Raw genomic sequence first — 19,023 nt, 5'->3', positions numbered from 1 at the left:
GCCTAGATGCGGTAGGTGGTCTTGGTCATCACCCTGGACAGCAGCGTCATTCCGAACTTGACCGGCGCCGGGAAGCGCAGGCCGCCGGCCTCGATGGCGTTGCTGGCGTGCTGTTCCTCGTCGATGCGCATCTGTTCGAGGATGGCGCGGCTCTTCTGGTCTTCGGCCGGCAGTTGTTCCAGGTGTTCGTCGAGGTGCTTGCACACCTGGTCCTCGGTGGCGGCGACGAAGCCCAGGCTCATGCGGTCGCTGATCAGCCCCGCCGCCGCGCCGACGCCGAAGGACAGGCCATAGAACAGCGGGTTGAGCAGGCTCGGGCGGCTGCCCAGTTCGCGGATGCGCTGTTCGCACCAGGCCAGGTGGTCGACCTCCTCGTCAGCGGCTTCTTCCATGGCCTTGCGCACCTGCGGCAGCTTGGCCGTCAGCGCCTGGCCCTGGTACAGCGCCTGGGCGCAGACCTCGCCGGTGTGGTTGATGCGCATCAGTCCGGCGATGTGGCGGCTGTCGGCCTCGTCGAGCTCGGCGTCGGGTTGCACGATGGCCGGCGACGGGCGTGCCGGGTGACCGCTGAAGGGCAGCAGGGTGCGCAGCGCGGCATCGGCCTGCAGCAGGAAACGGTCGGCGGGGGAATAGTGACGGTCGGCGGACATGGCGCACCTCCGAAAGGGAAAACAGCGGCCAGTTTAACGGATTGCCGATGACAGGTCTTGCGGCGGGGCGCCTGCGTGGCCGCCCCGCGCCTGGCGGCTCAGCCCGGCGGCCAGTGCATCTGGCGCTGGCCGAGGACGTGCATGTGGATGTGGTGCACGGTCTGGCCGCCCAGGTCGTTGCAGTTCATCACCACGCGGAAGCCTTCCGCGCAGCCCTGCTCGGCGGCCAGGCGTTGAGCGGTGAGGAGGATGTGCCCGGCCAGCGGCTTGTCGGCCTCCTCCAGGTCGTTGAGGGTGGCGATGTGGCGCTTCGGCACCACCAGGAAATGCACCGGCGCCTGCGGGCCGATATCGTGGAAGGCGATGACCTGGTCGTCTTCGTAGAGCTTGCGCGCCGGGATTTCCCCCGCGGCGATCTTGCAGAACAGGCAGTCCATGGGATGTCCTCCGATAGGGGGCGATGGTCCGCAGTTTAGCCGGCCGCGGCCGGGGAACCCAGCCTGGCGCGCTGGAGCTACGGGTTGGGCAGCACCGAACGGTTGGCCCGCCCGGCGATCCAGCGCACCAGCCAGCGCGGCGCCAGACGCGGGCTCCAGGCCATCAGGCGGTTGCGCCAGCCGGGGATGATGATGGCCTTGTTGCGCCGCAGAGCCTTCACCGTGATCAGCGCCACTTCCTCGGGGCTCATCATCAGCTTGCTGCCGTCCAGGCGGGCGGCCTCCACGCTGGCATTGCGGAAGAAGGCCGTGCGCGTCGGCCCCGGGCACAGCACCGAGACCTTCACGCCATGGCGCTTGAGTTCGCTGCGCAGGGCCTCGGACAGGTGCAGGACGTAGGCCTTGCTGGCGTAGTAGTTGCTCATCCAGGGGCCGGGCATGAAGCCGACCACCGACGCCACGTTGAGAATCTGCCCGCCGCCGCTGCGCGCCATCTGCCCGCCGATGGCGTGGCACAGGCGCGCCAGGGCGAGGACGTTGAGCTCGATCATCTCCTGCTCGCGGGACCAGTCCTGCTCGACGAAGGCGCCGCCGCTGCCGAAGCCGGCATTGTTCACCAGCAGCTCGATCTGCCGGCCGGACTGCTCCAGCTCATGCAGTAGTCCGGAGAGCTGCAGCGGCTCGGACAGGTCGCAGATACGGAACAGCACATCCACGCCGAAACGCTGGGCCAGCTCATAGGCGATGCTCTCCAGGGCATCGCGCTGGCGCGCCACCAGGATCAGGGCCTGGCCGCGGCGCGCCAGGGCCTCGGCCAGGGCGAGGCCGATACCGCTGGAGGCGCCGGTGATCAGGGCATAGCGTGGCATCGATGGGTCTCCGGAATGGGGCGCGGATTCTAGCGCGCCCCATTGCCGTGGGCTATTGCTCCGAGGGCTCGTCGGTTTCGACGGCGGCCGCGTCCTCGTCGTCGTAGGCCTGGGGCTCGGCGGTCGCGGCCGGGTCGTAGCTCTGGTCCTGGCTGTAGGCCGCCTCCTGGGCGCGGGTGAGGTAACCCTGGTAGGCCGGGATGGCGATGGCGGCGAGGATGCCGACGACGGGCACCAGGATCGACGCCCAGGCCAGGCCTGTCACGCCGCGGCTGTTCGGCGGCGGCGGCGGGCCGTAGCGGTTGGCGCCGACGCTGCCCGGCACCAGCAGCATCAGCAGGGCCATGACGCTGCCCACCACGGGCACGAAGTTGAGCAGCCACAGCCAGCCGGACCAGCCGATGTCGTGCAGGCGCTGGACGCCGAAGAAGATGCTGACCACGGCCATGCCGACGCAGGCGGCGATCAGCACCAGGGCGCCCAGCGTCTGGGAGGCCGCAGTGAGGGCAGCGAAGAGGATGAACAGCGGGATCATGGCGAGGATCATGCCCATGCTCCAGCCCAGGTAGCGGACGCGGCCGATGCGCCCCTGGACGGTGAAGTACTGCAGCTCGCCGTATTCCGGCAGCGCCTCGCCGACCGGTGCCTGCGGGGTGGCGTAGGGCGATTGGGCAGCGTTGCCGGAACTGGAACCGGCAGTGGCGGCCGGCGCCGCGGCGATGGGCTGGCTCGCGGACAGCTCGGCCTGGCGCGCCAGGTACTTGTCGATGATGATGCCGCAGGCGCTGCACTCGCTGGCCTTGGCCTGCTCGTGCCCGCACTTCGGGCAGGTCATCCGCTCGGCGCTGGCCGCCTGTTCCGCGGCTTGGGTCTCGGCGCCGGGGTGATCCTCGGTCTCCACCAGCGACAGGCTGGATACCAGGTCGGATTCCTTGCGCGCCTGGGCGCCGGCGTTGTGCAGGGCCTGCAGGTACTTGTCGGCCTCGCCCTCGGAAAGGTCGCGCTTGAGCACGACCAGTTGCCCGCTGAACAGTGCCTCGATGCGCGCCAGGTCGCTCTTGAACAGGCGGGCGAGGTTCTCCTTGGCGGTTTCCAGCGGCGTCTGCGGCATCAGCGTGCCGTCGAACACGATCTTGTAGCGTGGTTCATCCATCGAGGGGCATCCTTGTCGGTTGATTGGGCTGCAGCTTCTGGCTACAGCCTAATCGCAGGCCCAGAGGGCAACAAGCCAGCATGCGCGGATTTGCGAGCCCCGTTCAGGGACGCAGCAGGCCGGGCAGGGCGCCGCCGCGCTGGAGGGCGTCGCGGTACTCCTGGTCCAGGCGCGCCACCAGCTCGTCCACCGACGGCAGGTCGCTGATGTTGCCCACGCCCTGGCCTGCGGACCAGACGGTCTTCCAGGCCTTGGCCTCGTCGTTGACCGGCTTGAGTTTCTCGCCGTAGTTCAGCTCGCCCTTCTCGTTCAGGCGCGCCATGTCGAAGCCGGCGGCCTCCAGGCTCTGGCGCATGAAGCTGGCCGGCACGCCGGAGACCGCGGGGGTGTGGATGATGTCGGCGGCGCGGGCTTCCAGCAGCATCTTCTTGTAGGCGGTGGAGGCGTTGCTCTCGCGGGTGGCGATGAAGCGCGTGCCGAGGTAGGCGAGGTCGGCGCCGAGGATCTGCGCCGCCAGGATCTCGTGCCCGCGGTTGATGCAGCCCGCCAGCAGCAGCGTCTTGTCGAAGAACTGGCGGATCTCCGCGACCAGCGCGAAGGGGCTCCAGGTGCCGGCATGGCCGCCGGCGCCTGCGGCCACCGCGATGAGCCCGTCGACCCCGGCTTCGGCGGCCTTCTCCGCATGGCGGCGGGTGGTCACATCATGGAACACCAGGCCGCCATAGCTGTGCACCGCATCGACCACTTCGCGCACCGCCCCCAGGCTGGTGATGACGATGGGCACGCGGTGCTCCACGCACAGCGCAAGGTCCGCCTGCAGGCGTGGGTTGCTGTGGTGGACGATGAGGTTCACCGCATAGGGCGCCGCTTGCGGGGCGTTGGCCAGGCCGGCCTCGATCTCTTCCAGCCAGGCCTTGAAGCCGCTGCTCTCGCGCTGGTTCAGCGCCGGGAAGCTGCCGACGATGCCGCTGTGGCAGCAGGCCAGCACCAGTTGCGGGTTGGACACCAGGAACATGGGCGCCGCCACCAGGGGCAGGCGCAGACGGCGGTCGAGCAGGGCGGGCAGGGACATGGGAGGCTCCGGGCAGGATTCAGAAAGGTTTGACCACGACCAGAATGACGATGGCCAGCAGGAAAAGCACAGGGACTTCGTTGAACCAGCGGAAGAACACGTGGCTGCGGCGGTTCTCGCCACGGGCGAAGCGCTTGAGCATGGCGCCGCAGGCGTGGTGGTAGCCGATCAGCAGGACCACCAGGGTCAGCTTGGCGTGCAGCCAGCCCTGGCTCAGCCAGCCCGGGGTCAGGTAGAGCATCCAGGCGCCGAGCAGGATGGTGAGGATCATCGACGGGCCCATGATGCCGCGGTAGAGCTTGCGCTCCATTACCTGGAAGCGCTCGCAGCTGGCGGCGTCCTCGCTCATGGCGTGGTAGACGAACAGGCGCGGCAGGTAGAACAGGCCGGCGAACCAGCAGACCACTGCGACTATGTGCAGGGCCTTTATCCACAGATACAGCATCGATAGCTCCTCGGGTCACGGTTGCGCTGATAGTAGTGGCAGCCCCGTGCCAGCGTCATCCCCGCGAAGCCGCACGCCCCTGCCGGCGACTCGTCGCCCGCGGCGCTTCGGCCTGTTCATGCGGGGCCCGCGCTCTTATCATTGGCGGTTCTGAGTGAGCCCCTTATTGGCGGAGTGACGGACAGATGATCAAGGTCGGTATCGTAGGTGGTACGGGTTACACGGGTGTGGAGCTGCTGCGCCTGCTGGCCCAGCATCCGGAGGCGCGCGTCGAGGTGATTACCTCGCGCTCCGAGGAGGGTGTGAAGGTCGCCGACATGTACCCGAACCTGCGAGGCCACTACGACTACCTGTCCTTCAGCGTGCCGGACGTGCAGAACCTGGGCGCCTGCGACGTGGTGTTCTTCGCCACCCCGCACGGCGTGGCCCATGCCCTGGCCGGCGAGCTGCTGGCCACCGGCACCCGCGTCATCGACCTGTCCGCCGACTTCCGCCTGCAGGATGCCGATGAGTGGGCCAAGTGGTACGGCCAGCCCCACGGCGCGCCGCAGCTGCTGCCTGAGGCCGTCTACGGCCTGCCGGAAGTGAACCGTGAGGCCATCAAGTCGGCGCGCCTGATCGCCGTGCCCGGCTGCTACCCGACCGCCACCCAGCTGGGCTTCATCCCGCTGCTGGAAGCCGGCCTGGCCGACACCTCGCGGCTGATCGCCGACTGCAAGTCCGGCGTCAGCGGCGCCGGCCGCGGCGCCAAGGTCGGTTCGCTGTTCTGCGAGGCCGGCGAGAGCATGATGGCCTACTCGGTCAAGGGCCACCGCCACCTGCCGGAAATCAGCCAGGGCCTGCGCCGCGCCGCCAAGGGCGATGTCGGCCTGACCTTCGTCCCGCACCTGACGCCGATGATCCGCGGCATCCACGCCACCCTCTACGCCCAGGTGGCCGATCGCGGCGTGGACCTGCAGAAGCTGTTCGAGGAGCGCTACGCCAACGAGCCCTTCGTCGACGTGATGCCCGCCGGCAGCCATCCGGAGACCCGCAGCGTGCGCGGCGCCAACGTCTGCCGCATCGCCGTGCACCGTCCGCAGGGCGGCGACCTGGTGGTGGTGCTGTCGGTGATCGACAACCTGGTCAAGGGCGCGTCCGGCCAGGCGATCCAGAACATGAACATCCTCTTTGGCCTGGACGAGCGCCTGGGCCTGTCCAACGTGGCCCTGTTGCCCTGAGGCGGGCCCCGGGCTCCCGTTGCGGGAGCCCGTTCCGAAGGATGTTCGACGAAGGATTGACCTGGCTTAGTTGACCATTTTTCTCGGGTAAGCGGATAATAGCCCGCAATGTTGTAACGTACGGCTTCGGCCGGGAGACATCTGACATGACCATCGAGACCTTCACCCCCACCCCGCTGATCTTCTCCAACGGGGCCGCGCACAAGGTGAAGACGCTGATCGACGAAGAAGGCAATCCGCGTCTGAAACTGCGCGTCTTCGTCACCGGCGGCGGCTGCTCGGGCTTCCAGTACGGCTTCACCTTCGACGAGGACACCGCGGACGACGACACCGTGGTGGAGCGCGATGGCGTCAGCCTGGTGGTCGACCCGATGAGCTTCCAGTACCTCGCCGGCGCCGAGGTGGACTACCAGGAAGGCCTGGAAGGTTCGCGCTTCGTGATCAAGAACCCGAATGCCGCCACCACCTGCGGGTGCGGCCAGTCGTTCTCGATCTGAGTCGGCCGCAATGACGAAGCGCCGCGCATCTGCGCGGCGTTTTCGTTTGTATCAGGCGGGGTAGAGGGCGCCGAGTATCCGCGGCCCGGCCGCGCCTGTGACTTCCGGGCGGTTGCCGGGCAGGCGCTGGAGGAAGCGGTGCGCCAGCCAGGCGAAGGCCATGGCCTCCATCCATTCCGGCGCCACGCCGTATTCCGCGGTACTGGCCACCTTTGCCTTGGGCAGGTGCGCCGCCAGGCGCGCCATGAATGCGCCGTTGAAGGCTCCGCCGCCACATACCAACACCTCTTCGCAACCCGGCTGCGCATGCAGCAGGGATTCGGCGATGCTGCGGGCGCTGAGCTCCAGCAGGGTGGCTTGCACGTCCTCGGCGGGAAGGGCGGGGCCTTCGGCCAGCTTCGCCTTCAGCCAGGGCAGGTTGAAACGTTCGCGCCCGGTGCTCTTCGGTCCGCGGGTGGCGAAGAAGTCATCGGCGAGGAAGCGCTGCAGCAGTTCGTCATTCACCCGGCCGCTGGCCGCCCAGGCGCCGTCGCGGTCATAGGATTCGCCGCGCTGGTCGTGGATCCAACTGTCCAGCAGCACGTTGCCCGGTCCGCAGTCAAAGCCGCGTACCGGCTCGCCCGGGGCGAGCAGCGAGACGTTGCTGAAGCCGCCGACGTTCAATACGGCTCGCAGCTTTTCGTTGCCGAACAGCGCCTGGTGGAAGGCCGGGACCAGCGGCGCGCCCTGGCCACCTGCGGCCAGGTCGCGGCGGCGGAAGTCGGCCACCACGTCGATGCCGGTCAGCTCGGCGAGCAGGGCGGGATTGTCGATCTGCACGGTGAAGCCGCGCTGCGGCTCGTGGCGCACGGTCTGGCCGTGGCTGCCGATGGCACGGATGGCTTGCGGCGGCAGTTGCTGGCGCTGCAGCAGTTCCAGGATGCCTTGGGCGGCGAGCCGCACCCAGGCATTCTCGGCGCAGGCGCCGCGGGCGATCTCGTCGGGGCCGCTGGCGCACAGGGCCAGGAGTTCGGCGCGCAGGTCCGCGGGCATGGGCAGGTAGTGGGAGGCGAGCAGGGTGGTGGAGTCTTCACCCTGCTCGACCAGGGCGATGTCCAGGCCATCGAGGCTGGTGCCGGACATCACCCCCAGGTAGAGCGCCATGGTTCAGCGCTGCTGCTCTTGCTGCTTGTTCATGGCCAGGGAGGTGGGCTTCTCCTGGTCCATTCGCGCCATCAGCGGCTGGGTCTGGGCCAGGAAGCGCTTGCGGTCCGGGCCGGCCAGCGGGTCGGCCATCGGCAGCTTGGCGCTCAGCGGGTCGACGTACTTGCCGTTGATATGGAACTCGTAGTGCAGGTGCGGGCCGGTGGCCAGGCCGGTCATGCCGACGTAGCCGATGATCTGCCCCTGCTTGACCGCGACGCCGCTGCGGATGCCCTTGGCGAAGCGGCTCATGTGGCCGTAGACGGTCTGGTAGGTCGAGCCGTGCTGGATGACCACCGCGTTGCCGTAGCCGCCCTTGCGCCCGGCCTCGATCACCTTGCCGTCGCCGGTGGCCTTGATCGGCGTGCCGATGGGCGCGGCGTAGTCGACGCCCTTGTGCGCGCGGATCTTGTTCAGGATCGGGTGCAGGCGGCCCATGGAGAAGCGCGAGCTGATGCGGGCGAAGTCCACCGGGGTGCGGATGAACGCCTTGCGCATGCTGGTGCCGTCGGCGCGGTAGTAGCTGGTGTTGCCGGCCTTGTTGGTGAAGCGCACCGCGGTGTATTCCTTGCCGCGGTTGATGAAGCGCGCGGCGAGGATGTTGCCGGTGTCCACCTGGCGGCCGTTGACCACCTTCTTCTCGTAGATCACGTCGAACTGGTCGCCTTCGCGCAGGTCGAGGGCGAAGTCGATGTCGTAGCCGAAGATGTTCGCCAGGGCCATGATCAGGTCATGGGACAGGCCGGCTTCCTTGCCCGCGGTGAACAGCGAGCTGTCGATGCGGCCATGGGCGTAGGCGGTGTGCACGTCCGGCTTGACCAGGTCGCGCTTGAACGCATAGCCCTTGGCGGACTTGTTCAGGCTGATGGTCTCCAGGTCGCTCTGCTTGATGCGCAGGCTCTGCAGCTCGCCTTGCGGGCTGATCAGGAACTCGACTTCGTGGCCGACGTCCAGGCGGGTGAACTGCTTGGCGTCCTTGCTGCTGGCCAGCACGTCGTGCACCAGGCCGGCCGGCAGGCCAGCCTTGGCGAAGACGGTGGAAAGGGTGTCGCCCTTGCCCACGGTCACGCGCTTCCAGGCCGGTTCGGCGGGAGTGGCGGGCTGGGTATCGTTGGAGGCCTTGAGTGCTTTCTTTTCTTCTTCCGCGTCTTTTCCGGCGCGGTTGTCGTCGTTCTGCCCTTCGATCCGTGCGAAGGGAGAATCGCTGTTCTCGGTGACCTGCGGGCTTCGCAGGTCGTCCTTTTCCTGAATGATGCGGTCGGAACCGCCGTCCAGCTCCAGATTGAGCGTGGTCTTCTTCGCCTCGACTTCACTCGAGGGGAACACCAGCAGAGCCAGGCTGAGGAGCGCTGCTACACCGCTTGCGGCCAGCAGATGGCTCTTCGGATAGTAGGGCGCTTTCTGATTCGATTGCGTCATGGCATGAGTGGTGTTTTTGGAATGTGAAATAACTGCCTAAAATATAACCAAATTCCCCTCGAAGCAAGTCTATCGCCCAGGGTTTGACGCCATTTCCCCGTACGCCGGGCAAAACTTGTTTTTAGTGTCCGATCTTGTATGGTTGGTTCCCTTTTGATTGCCGGAAAAACGGAACAGGAACTGTGATGAAGTCGGTCGAAGAGCAGCTGGCGCTGATCAAGCGTGGTGCGGATGAACTCCTGGTGGAAGCCGAGCTGGTCGAAAAGCTCAAGCGTGGCCAGCCACTGCGGATCAAGGCGGGCTTCGACCCGACCGCGCCGGACCTGCACCTCGGGCATACCGTCCTCATTAATAAGCTGCGCCAGTTCCAGGACCTCGGCCATCAGGTGATCTTCCTCATCGGAGACTTCACCGGGATGATCGGCGACCCCAGCGGCAAGAGCGCCACCCGTCCGCCGCTGACCCGCGAGCAGGTGCTGGAGAACGCCGAGACGTACAAGTCCCAGGTCTTCAAGATCCTCGACCCGGCCAAGACCGAGGTGGCATTCAACTCCACCTGGATGGACAAGCTGACTCCGGCCGATTTCATTCGTCTCGCCTCCCAGTACACCGTCGCTCGCATGCTCGAGCGCGATGACTTCAGCAAACGCTATGCCAGCAACCAGTCCATCGCCATCCACGAGTTCCTCTATCCGCTGGTGCAGGGCTACGACTCGGTGGCGCTGCGCGCCGACGTGGAGCTGGGCGGCACCGACCAGAAGTTCAACCTGCTCATGGGGCGCGAGCTGCAGCGCGCCTACGACCAGGAGCCGCAGTGCATCCTGACCATGCCGCTGCTGGAAGGTCTGGACGGCGTGAAGAAGATGTCCAAGTCCCTGGGCAACTACATCGGTATCCAGGAAGCGCCGGGCGTCATGTACAGCAAGCTCGTTTCCATTCCGGACACTTTGATGTGGCGTTACTTCGAGTTGCTCAGCTTCCGCTCGATGGACGAGATCGATGCCCTGCGCAAGGATGTCGAGGCCGGTGCCAACCCGCGCGACGTCAAGATCAAGCTGGCGGAAGAGATCGTCGCCCGCTTCCATGGCGAAGAAGTCGCTGCCAATGCCCACAAGTCCGCAGGCAATCGCCTGAAGGAAGGCGAACTGCCGGAAGACATCCCGGAAGTGGAAGTGGCCGCCACCGAGGACCTGCCCATCGGCGCCGTGCTGAACCGCGCCGGCCTGGTGAAGAACTCCGCCGTGGCTCGCGACCTGCTGGGCGCTGGTGGCGTGCGCGTCGACGGTCATGCCGTGGATCGCAGCTTCGTCTTCAAGGTCGGTGCTACTCATGTAGTGCAGGCCGGCAAGAAGGCGTTCGCGAAGGTCACTTTGCTGGCCGAGTGAAAACTTTCAGAAAAGTGTTGACGGGCATTCTGAAGTCCCTATAATGCGCACCACTCCCAGCGACGAAGCGCTGAAAGAGTTTGAAAATCAAGCACTTAAGCAGGTTTGAAGTTGAGAGTGGTGATCAGGTGGGCGGTTCACTCGCCGCCTTTGGGTTCGACAGCTGCTCCGGCAGCGAGCCAAAAGGAAGATCGCCGAGGTGCTTGACAGTGATTCTGATCGCTGTAGAATGCGCCTCCCGCTGACGAGAAGCTCCGGCCGATCGACAGCGCAAGCGGTTGAGTAGGAACGAAAAATTCTGAAAATAACGCTTGACGAAATAAGAGGTTGGCGTAGAATGCGCGGCCTCGGTTGAGACGAAAGCCTTAACCAACTGCTCTTTAACAAGTTGAATCAAGCAATTCGTGTGGGTGCTTGTGAGTTAAGACTGGTGATCGCAAGATTATCAGCATCACAAGTAACACTCGTGAATTCGAGAGTTTTTTGCGATTGCTGAGCCAAGTTTAGGGTTTTCTCAAAACCCGATCAGTATTGAACTGAAGAGTTTGATCATGGCTCAGATTGAACGCTGGCGGCAGGCCTAACACATGCAAGTCGAGCGGATGAAGGGAGCTTGCTCCCGGATTCAGCGGCGGACGGGTGAGTAATGCCTAGGAATCTGCCTGGTAGTGGGGGACAACGTTCCGAAAGGAGCGCTAATACCGCATACGTCCTACGGGAGAAAGTGGGGGATCTTCGGACCTCACGCTATCAGATGAGCCTAGGTCGGATTAGCTAGTAGGTGGGGTAATGGCTCACCTAGGCGACGATCCGTAACTGGTCTGAGAGGATGATCAGTCACACTGGAACTGAGACACGGTCCAGACTCCTACGGGAGGCAGCAGTGGGGAATATTGGACAATGGGCGAAAGCCTGATCCAGCCATGCCGCGTGTGTGAAGAAGGTCTTCGGATTGTAAAGCACTTTAAGTTGGGAGGAAGGGCAGTAAGTTAATACCTTGCTGTTTTGACGTTACCAACAGAATAAGCACCGGCTAACTTCGTGCCAGCAGCCGCGGTAATACGAAGGGTGCAAGCGTTAATCGGAATTACTGGGCGTAAAGCGCGCGTAGGTGGTTTGGTAAGATGGATGTGAAATCCCCGGGCTCAACCTGGGAACTGCATCCATAACTGCCTGACTAGAGTACGGTAGAGGGTGGTGGAATTTCCTGTGTAGCGGTGAAATGCGTAGATATAGGAAGGAACACCAGTGGCGAAGGCGACCACCTGGACTGATACTGACACTGAGGTGCGAAAGCGTGGGGAGCAAACAGGATTAGATACCCTGGTAGTCCACGCCGTAAACGATGTCGACTAGCCGTTGGGATCCTTGAGATCTTAGTGGCGCAGCTAACGCGATAAGTCGACCGCCTGGGGAGTACGGCCGCAAGGTTAAAACTCAAATGAATTGACGGGGGCCCGCACAAGCGGTGGAGCATGTGGTTTAATTCGAAGCAACGCGAAGAACCTTACCTGGCCTTGACATGTCCGGAATCCTGCAGAGATGCGGGAGTGCCTTCGGGAATCGGAACACAGGTGCTGCATGGCTGTCGTCAGCTCGTGTCGTGAGATGTTGGGTTAAGTCCCGTAACGAGCGCAACCCTTGTCCTTAGTTACCAGCACGTTAAGGTGGGCACTCTAAGGAGACTGCCGGTGACAAACCGGAGGAAGGTGGGGATGACGTCAAGTCATCATGGCCCTTACGGCCAGGGCTACACACGTGCTACAATGGTCGGTACAGAGGGTTGCTGCCGCGAGGTGGAGCTAATCCCAGAAAACCGATCGTAGTCCGGATCGCAGTCTGCAACTCGACTGCGTGAAGTCGGAATCGCTAGTAATCGTGAATCAGAATGTCACGGTGAATACGTTCCCGGGCCTTGTACACACCGCCCGTCACACCATGGGAGTGGGTTGCTCCAGAAGTAGCTAGTCTAACCGCAAGGGGGACGGTTACCACGGAGTGATTCATGACTGGGGTGAAGTCGTAACAAGGTAGCCGTAGGGGAACCTGCGGCTGGATCACCTCCTTAATCGAAGATCCCGGCTTTCTCATAAGCTCCCACACGAATTGCTTGATTCACTGGTAAGCGACGGTTAGGCAACCCTATATGGGTCTGTAGCTCAGTCGGTTAGAGCGCACCCCTGATAAGGGTGAGGTCGGCAGTTCGAATCTGCCCAGACCCACCAATCGTTGGAAATTAGGGGGCCATAGCTCAGCTGGGAGAGCGCCTGCTTTGCACGCAGGAGGTCAGGAGTTCGATCCTCCTTGGCTCCACCATCTCCGAATCGTCGTAAAGCTCAGACAGGAATGTTCGATAGATCGAACCTTGCTGTCTGGTCTTTGTACCGGAACCGTTCTTTAAAAATTTGGGTATGTGATAGAAGTAGACTGAATGATCTCTTTCACTGGGGATTGTTCAAGTCAAGGTAAAATTTGCGAGTTCAAGCGCGAATTTTCGGCGAATGTCGTCTTCACGTTCGAGACGTATGACCAGATTGCTTGGGGTTATATGGTCAAGTGAAGAAGCGCATACGGTGGATGCCTTGGCAGTCAGAGGCGATGAAAGACGTGGTAGCCTGCGATAAGCTTCGGGGAGTCGGCAAACAGACTTTGATCCGGAGATCTCTGAATGGGGGAACCCAGCCAGCACAAGCTGGTTATCACACACTGAATCCATAGGTGTGTGAGGCGAACCAGGGGAACTGAAACATCTAAGTACCCTGAGGAACAGAAATCAACCGAGATTCCCTTAGTAGTGGCGAGCGAACGGGGACTAGCCCTTAAGCTTCTTAGAATCTAACAGAACGCTCTGGAAAGTGCGGCCATAGTGGGTGATAGCCCCGTATGTGAAAGGTTCTAGGAAGTGAAATCGAGTAGGACGGCGCACGTGAAACGTTGTCTGAACATGGGGGGACCATCCTCCAAGGCTAAATACTACTGACTGACCGATAGTGAACCAGTACCGTGAGGGAAAGGCGAAAAGAACCCCGGAGAGGGGAGTGAAATAGAACCTGAAACCGTATGCGTACAAGCAGTGGGAGCCCACTTGTTGGGTGACTGCGTACCTTTTGTATAATGGGTCAGCGACTTATATTCAGTGGCGAGCTTAACCGAATAGGGGAGGCGTAGCGAAAGCGAGTCTTAATAGGGCGTTTAGTCGCTGGGTATAGACCCGAAACCGGGCGATCTATCCATGAGCAGGTTGAAGGTTAGGTAACACTGACTGGAGGACCGAACCCACTCCCGTTGAAAAGGTAGGGGATGACTTGTGGATCGGAGTGAAAGGCTAATCAAGCTCGGAGATAGCTGGTTCTCCTCGAAAGCTATTTAGGTAGCGCCTCACGTATCACTCCAGGGGGTAGAGCACTGTTTCGGCTAGGGGGTCATCCCGACTTACCAAACCGATGCAAACTCCGAATACCTGGAAGTGTCAGCGTGGGAGACACACGGCGGGTGCTAACGTCCGTCGTGAAAAGGGAAACAACCCAGACCGTCAGCTAAGGTCCCAAAGTTGTGGTTAAGTGGTAAACGATGTGGGAAGGCTTAGACAGCTAGGAGGTTGGCTTAGAAGCAGCCACCCTTTAAAGAAAGCGTAATAGCTCACTAGTCGAGTCGGCCTGCGCGGAAGATGTAACGGGGCTCAAACCACACACCGAAGCTACGGGTGCATCGTAAGATGCGCGGTAGAGGAGCGTTCTGTAAGCCTGTGAAGGTGAGTTGAGAAGCTTGCTGGAGGTATCAGAAGTGCGAATGCTGACATGAGTAACGACAATGGGAGTGAAAAACTCCCACGCCGAAAGACCAAGGGTTCCTGCGCAACGTTAATCGACGCAGGGTTAGTCGGCCCCTAAGGCGAGGCAGAAATGCGTAGTCGATGGGAAACAGGTTAATATTCCTGTACTTCTAGTTACTGCGATGGAGGGACGGAGAAGGCTAGGCCAGCTTGGCGTTGGTTGTCCAAGTTTAAGGTTGTAGGCTGGGCACTTAGGCAAATCCGGGTGTTCAAGGCCGAGAGCTGATGACGAGCTTTCTTTAGAGAGCGAAGTGGTTGATGCCATGCTTCCAGGAAAAGCTTCTAAGCTTCAGGTAACTAGGAACCGTACCCGAAACCGACACAGGTGGTCGGGTAGAGAATACCAAGGCGCTTGAGAGAACTCGGGTGAAGGAACTAGGCAAAATGGCACCGTAACTTCGGGAGAAGGTGCGCCGGTGAGGGTGAAGTATTTACTGCGTAAGCCCACGCCGGTCGAAGATACCAGGCCGCTGCGACTGTTTATTAAAAACACAGCACTCTGCAAACACGAAAGTGGACGTATAGGGTGTGACGCCTGCCCGGTGCCGGAAGGTTAATTGATGGGGTTAGCGAAAGCGAAGCTCTTGATCGAAGCCCCGGTAAACGGCGGCCGTAACTATAACGGTCCTAAGGTAGCGAAATTCCTTGTCGGGTAAGTTCCGACCTGCACGAATGGCGTAACGATGGCGGCGCTGTCTCCACCCGAGACTCAGTGAAATTGAAATCGCTGTGAAGATGCAGTGTATCCGCGGCTAGACGGAAAGACCCCGTGAACCTTTACTGTAGCTTTGCACTGGACTTTGAGCCTGCTTGTGTAGGATAGGTGGGAGGCTTTGAAGCGTGGACGCCAGTTCGCGTGGAGCCAACCTTGAAATACCACCCTGGCATGCTTGAGGTTCTAACTCTGATCCGTTATCCGGATCGAGGACAGTGTATGGTGGGCAGTTTGACTGGGGCGGTCTCCTCCTAAAGAGTAACGGAGGAGTACGAAGGTGCGCTCAGACCGGTCGGAAATCGGTCGCAGAGTATAAAGGCAAAGCGCGCTTGACTGCGAGACAGACACGTCGAGCAGGTACGAAAGTAGGTCTTAGTGATCCGGTGGTTCTGTATGGAAGGGCCATCGCTCAACGGATAAAAGGTACCCGGGGATAACAGGCTGATACCGCCCAAGAGTTCATATCGACGGCGGTGTTTGGCACCTCGATGTCGGCTCATCACATCCTGGGGCTGAAGCCGGTCCCAAGGGTATGGCTGTTCGCCATTTAAAGTGGTACGCGAGCTGGGTTTAGAACGTCGTGAGACAGTTCGGTCCCTATCTGCCGTGGACGTTTGAGATTTGAGAGGGGCTGCTCCTAGTACGAGAGGACCGGAGTGGACGAACCTCTGGTGTTCCGGTTGTCACGCCAGTGGCACTGCCGGGTAGCTATGTTCGGAATAGATAACCGCTGAAAGCATCTAAGCGGGAAACTAGCCTCAAGATGAGATCTCACTGGGAACTTGATTCCCCTGAAGGGCCGTCGAAGACTACGACGTTGATAGGTCGGGTGTGTAAGCGCTGTGAGGCGTTGAGCTAACCGATACTAATTGCCCGTGAGGCTTGACCATATAACACCCAAACAATTTGTGTGTTAGACGGTGAAGTCGACGAACCGAAAGTTCGTGTGAACCGCAAAGAAGACCTGTCACATACCCGAATCAGGGTGAGCGTGTGCGCAAGCCACGAGCATCCGAAAGAATTGCTTGACGACCATAGAGCGTTGGAACCACCTGATCCCATCCCGAACTCAGCAGTGAAACGACGCATCGCCGATGGTAGTGTGGGGTTTCCCCATGTGAGAGTAGGTCATCGTCAAGCACCTATCCCAAAACCCCTGATCAGCCTGGCTGGTCGGGGGTTTTGCTTTTGGGGCGCGGAAAGCCGGGGTGATCCCATCCACGCCATTGCATTCCCCTTGTAGGAGCGCGCCCTGCGCGCGAATCGCGGGCAGGGCCCGCTCCTACACGTGAAGCATGGCCATGGCGATGGGTATCGCTTCGCTCAACGCCATCCTACGAGGGTATGTCCTGCACTCGTAGGAGCGGACCTTGTCCGCGATAGCCGGCGGTCCCGGCGCGGTTCGCGGATAAGATCCGCTCCTACGCCGCCCCACCTGCGCCATTCCCCTGTAGGAGCGCGCCCTGCGCGCGAATCGCGGGCAGGGCCCGTGAAAGCCATGGCGCTGATGGGTATCGCTTCGCTCAACGCCATCCTACGGGGCTGCATCCCGTAGGAGCGGATTCATCCGCGATCCGGCCGGCAGGCCGGTGGCCTCAATTCAGCTCGACCTTTTCCCCCTTCGCACTCAACTGCTCGAACGCCTGGTCCAGGCGCTGGCGGAGTTGTTCGGCATCGGGCGTGCGACGGGAGACGATGAGTTTCAACGGCAGGCGGTAGAGGGTGTCGTAGGCCAGCGGCGGCAGGCCGGCGGCGTTGCGGGCTTCTTCCACCGGGGCCTGGTAGTCCAGCAGGTAGTCGCCTCGTTCGCGCAGAAGCATCTGCAGCGCCGCGCTGTGGGTGCTGGTGCGGTGGACTTCCAGGTTGAGCCGCGGGTCGTCCAGCAACTGCGTGGCGGGCCGCCAGTAGCTGTAGCCGCTGATCAGGATCACCCGGCTGCCGGCCAGGCCCTGGGGCAGGCGCGGGGCGGGATGGGACGCCAGGCGATAGAGGTTGAGGGTGACCTGGCCGAGCACGTGCTCGCACTCCAGGGTGCTTTCGGCCAGCTCGGGCTTGCCGGGCGCCCCGGCCCACAGCTGCACGCTGCCATCGCGCAGGCCCTGGTAGAGGCGGGCGCTGGGCAAGGCGCGGAGTTCGGCGCGGTAGCCGGCCTGGCGCAGCAGCTTGCGGATCAGCTCGGCACCTTCGCCCTGGGTACTGCCGTCATCGTCGGTATAGATGTACGGCGGGAACTCGTAATAGCCGACCGCCAGCGACTGGGGGCCACCGGCCGGGCCTGGCAGGGCGTGGGCCAGCGACGCCGGAAGCAGCGACGAGGCCAATGGGAACAGGAGTTTCTTGAGCATTGCTGCGCCGCACCTTTATCGTTCTTGTGTTGGTGTCTGCATTGAGCATGAGTCGCCAACCGGGGCTTGTCCAGTCCGCGGCCGGCAAAGCGGCGGCGACATTCAAGGGCTGCGACCGGCGGCACATGAGGCTGCCGGAGCGTGACCGCCGCGGGGCTATGCTTGAGGGGCAGCCGGCCCCACTCGCACCTGGCCGAGGGCTCCGCACATGCCACGCAAGGTCTTCTCCAGCAAGGTCTACCTGCACAAGACGGTCCTGGTGACCGGCGGCTGCTCGGGCATCGGCCGTGCGCTGGTCTTGCGCTTCGCCCAGGCGGGCGCCAGGCCGGTGATCCTCGACCTGGACCAGGCCGCGCTCGACAGCCTGGTGCAGCACCTGCAGCAGCACCTCAACGTCGAGGCCCTGGGGCTGCGCTGCGACATCACCGAACCCGCCGCGGTGGAGCAGGCCGTGGCCATCGCCATCGAACGCTTCGGCGGCATCGACGTGCTGATCAACAACGCCGGCATCACCCACCGCAGCCTGTTCGCCGAGACCGACCTGAAGGTGTTCCAGCGGGTGATGGCGGTGAACTTCTACGGCGCCCTGCATTGCACCCGGGCGGCCTTGCCCAGCCTGATCGCCCGCCAGGGGCAGATAGTCGTGCTCAGTTCGCTGACCGGCTTCGCCCCCTTGCTCTATCGCAGCGCCTACAACGCCAGCAAGCATGCCCTGCATGGCCTGTTCGACACCCTGCGCATGGAACTGGACGGCACCGGCGTCTCGGTGACCCTCGCCTGCCCCGGCTTCACCGCCACCGATCTGCGCAAGAACGCCCTGGTCGGCGACGGCTCGGTTATCCGCCAGCCGGCCGTGGTGCTGGGCAGCGAAGTGGCTTCCCCGCGCGACGTGGCCGAGGCGATCTACCAGGGCGCCCTGCAGCGCAAGCGCCTGCTGGTGCTGTCCAACGTCAACTGGCGCGCGCGCATCCTGGCCCGTTACTGCCCCTGGCTGTTCGAGCGCCTGCTGGTGCCGCGCATGTCCGGGCTGAAGCCGAGCCGGCGCTGAGCGCTCCTGCGCTGCGCGGAGCAGACCTCAGGCTTCCTCGCGCTCCGGGCCGAGGATGTAGATGCGGTAGGCGGCGACGGTCAGCAGCAGCTGGAAAAAGCCGCTGAGTGCGCTGAGCGCCAGGCTGTAGCCGAGGGCGTTCTCGCTCAGCTGCTCGATCCAGCCCTGCAGGGCCCAGGTGGGGGCGAGGATCACCAGCACGGTGCTGAGCAGCAGGAAGAAGTGCCCGCCGGTGAGGCGGAAGCTCTCGCGCATGGCATCGATCGGGCGCAGGCCGCGCTTGACCAGCAGCACCTCGGCGAAGGCCAGCTTGATCATCACGTAGATACCCGGCAGCACCATCAGCGACAGGCCAATGACGATCAGCAGCGAACTCAGCGCCGAGAGCAGCGCGAAGGCCGGCCACAGGCGCAGCGCCGCGCGCCACAGCTCGCCGACGCTGCGCTGGCGGCCCTCGCCGAAGTCGACCAGGTACAGCAGCAGGCTGGCGGTGTAGATGGGGTAGAAGATCAACCCGGCGGCCATGCCCCAGGGCGCGAACTGCTGGGAATTGGCGGCCATGCTCAGCTGTTGCTGGGTGAGCGTCTCCAGGACGATCCAGGGCAGGCAGAGCGGCAGCAGCGTGCCGATGTGGCGGCTGAAGAAGTACCAGGTATCGCGCAGGATGGAGATGGGATTCATCGGCTCGTCTAGGGGACCAGTTGGCAATCGACTCTAACCCATGCCCGGCGGCGCAGACCAGAGTCCCCGCCAG

The 19,023-nt window shown here is 62.9% G+C and carries 15 protein-coding genes, 2 tRNA genes and 3 rRNA genes; 9 read left to right on the top strand and 11 right to left on the bottom strand.

The genetic code is table 11. The features are described from left to right. Window positions 1-2 precede the first annotated feature (2 nt). The 6 genes from coq7 to hemJ form a co-directional block, all read right to left on the bottom strand. The gene (gene coq7, locus IG194_RS09980) at window positions 3-650 is read right to left on the bottom strand and encodes a 2-polyprenyl-3-methyl-6-methoxy-1,4-benzoquinone monooxygenase (RefSeq protein WP_043269228.1); all 648 of its coding nucleotides are present in this window, start codon (window positions 648-650) and stop codon (window positions 3-5) included. A 98-nt stretch (window positions 651-748) separates the two neighbouring features. Further along, a complete protein-coding gene (locus tag IG194_RS09975; RefSeq protein ID WP_009615667.1) occupies window positions 749-1,087 on the bottom strand; it encodes a histidine triad nucleotide-binding protein in 339 nt (112 codons plus the stop codon). 77 nt (window positions 1,088-1,164) lie between these two features. Then, window positions 1,165-1,956, bottom strand: coding sequence for an SDR family NAD(P)-dependent oxidoreductase (locus IG194_RS09970; protein WP_009615668.1), 792 nt, complete (start codon window positions 1,954-1,956; stop codon window positions 1,165-1,167). A gap of 52 nt (window positions 1,957-2,008) precedes the next feature. After that, window positions 2,009-3,109: a DUF805 domain-containing protein gene (locus tag IG194_RS09965; protein ID WP_058487594.1), complete on the bottom strand. Its 1,101-nt coding sequence runs from the start codon at window positions 3,107-3,109 to the stop codon at window positions 2,009-2,011. 103 nt (window positions 3,110-3,212) lie between these two features. Further along, a complete protein-coding gene (locus IG194_RS09960) occupies window positions 3,213-4,181 on the bottom strand; it encodes an NAD(P)H-dependent flavin oxidoreductase (protein ID WP_043269222.1) in 969 nt (322 codons plus the stop codon). Between the two features lie 19 nt (window positions 4,182-4,200). Then, window positions 4,201-4,623, bottom strand: a complete 423-nt coding sequence (gene hemJ / locus IG194_RS09955; RefSeq protein ID WP_176707136.1) for a protoporphyrinogen oxidase HemJ — start codon at window positions 4,621-4,623, stop codon at window positions 4,201-4,203. A 188-nt stretch (window positions 4,624-4,811) separates the two neighbouring features. Between hemJ and argC the strand changes: the two genes are divergently transcribed. Together argC and erpA are read left to right on the top strand one after the other, a co-directional pair. After that, the gene (gene argC / locus IG194_RS09950) at window positions 4,812-5,846 is read left to right on the top strand and encodes an N-acetyl-gamma-glutamyl-phosphate reductase (protein WP_058487592.1); all 1,035 of its coding nucleotides are present in this window, start codon (window positions 4,812-4,814) and stop codon (window positions 5,844-5,846) included. A gap of 146 nt (window positions 5,847-5,992) precedes the next feature. Beyond that, window positions 5,993-6,343: an iron-sulfur cluster insertion protein ErpA gene (erpA, locus tag IG194_RS09945; protein ID WP_009615673.1), complete on the top strand. Its 351-nt coding sequence runs from the start codon at window positions 5,993-5,995 to the stop codon at window positions 6,341-6,343. 51 nt (window positions 6,344-6,394) lie between these two features. On the opposite strand, the gene IG194_RS09940 is transcribed toward erpA, so the two are convergent. Both IG194_RS09940 and IG194_RS09935 read right to left on the bottom strand, forming a co-directional pair. Further along, entirely contained in the window at window positions 6,395-7,486 is a 1,092-nt protein-coding gene (locus IG194_RS09940; RefSeq protein WP_058487591.1) for an anhydro-N-acetylmuramic acid kinase, read from the bottom strand. Window positions 7,487-7,489: 3 nt separating this feature from the next. Then, window positions 7,490-8,944 (bottom strand): peptidoglycan DD-metalloendopeptidase family protein, encoded by a 1,455-nt coding sequence (locus IG194_RS09935; RefSeq protein WP_009615675.1) that lies wholly within the window; start codon window positions 8,942-8,944, stop codon window positions 7,490-7,492. Window positions 8,945-9,129: 185 nt separating this feature from the next. On the opposite strand from IG194_RS09935, the gene tyrS reads away from it, so the two are divergent. Then, on the top strand, window positions 9,130-10,329 hold the full coding sequence (tyrS, locus tag IG194_RS09930; RefSeq protein WP_058487590.1) for a tyrosine--tRNA ligase: 1,200 nt from the start codon (window positions 9,130-9,132) through the stop codon (window positions 10,327-10,329). 124 nt (window positions 10,330-10,453) lie between these two features. Here tyrS and IG194_RS09925 read toward each other — a convergent pair whose 3' ends face one another. Then, complete coding sequence (locus IG194_RS09925) at window positions 10,454-10,726, bottom strand: hypothetical protein (protein ID WP_192353647.1); 273 nt, start codon at window positions 10,724-10,726, stop codon at window positions 10,454-10,456. A gap of 136 nt (window positions 10,727-10,862) precedes the next feature. Here IG194_RS09925 and IG194_RS09920 point away from each other — a divergent pair. From IG194_RS09920 to rrf, 5 genes are all read left to right on the top strand, one after another. After that, window positions 10,863-12,397 (top strand): 16S ribosomal RNA (locus tag IG194_RS09920). 80 nt (window positions 12,398-12,477) lie between these two features. Further along, window positions 12,478-12,554: transfer RNA gene (locus IG194_RS09915), tRNA-Ile, on the top strand. A 15-nt stretch (window positions 12,555-12,569) separates the two neighbouring features. Then, window positions 12,570-12,645 (top strand) — tRNA-Ala (locus IG194_RS09910). Window positions 12,646-12,879: 234 nt separating this feature from the next. Beyond that, window positions 12,880-15,766 (top strand): 23S ribosomal RNA (locus IG194_RS09905). A gap of 134 nt (window positions 15,767-15,900) precedes the next feature. Further along, window positions 15,901-16,016, top strand: a 5S ribosomal RNA gene (gene rrf / locus IG194_RS09900). Together the 16S, 23S and 5S rRNA genes with 2 tRNA genes alongside form the textbook arrangement of a ribosomal RNA operon. A gap of 455 nt (window positions 16,017-16,471) precedes the next feature. Here the strand turns inward: rrf and IG194_RS09895 are convergent. Beyond that, the gene (locus tag IG194_RS09895) at window positions 16,472-17,221 is read right to left on the bottom strand and encodes a substrate-binding periplasmic protein (RefSeq protein WP_009615677.1); all 750 of its coding nucleotides are present in this window, start codon (window positions 17,219-17,221) and stop codon (window positions 16,472-16,474) included. A 208-nt stretch (window positions 17,222-17,429) separates the two neighbouring features. On the opposite strand from IG194_RS09895, the gene IG194_RS09890 reads away from it, so the two are divergent. Continuing rightward, window positions 17,430-18,269: an SDR family oxidoreductase gene (locus IG194_RS09890; RefSeq protein WP_058487589.1), complete on the top strand. Its 840-nt coding sequence runs from the start codon at window positions 17,430-17,432 to the stop codon at window positions 18,267-18,269. 27 nt (window positions 18,270-18,296) lie between these two features. Here the strand turns inward: IG194_RS09890 and IG194_RS09885 are convergent, their stop codons facing one another. Further along, window positions 18,297-18,950 carry a YciC family protein gene (locus IG194_RS09885; RefSeq protein WP_058487588.1) on the bottom strand — a complete coding sequence of 218 codons (654 nt, stop codon included), beginning with the start codon at window positions 18,948-18,950 and terminating at the stop codon, window positions 18,297-18,299. Window positions 18,951-19,023: the final 73 nt, after the last annotated feature.

This window comes from Pseudomonas sp. ADPe (assembly GCF_014843515.1).
GTDB classification, from domain to species: domain Bacteria; phylum Pseudomonadota; class Gammaproteobacteria; order Pseudomonadales; family Pseudomonadaceae; genus Pseudomonas; species Pseudomonas citronellolis.
Note: the sequence above shows the minus strand (reverse complement) of the source record. Positions and strands in the feature narration are given on the sequence as shown.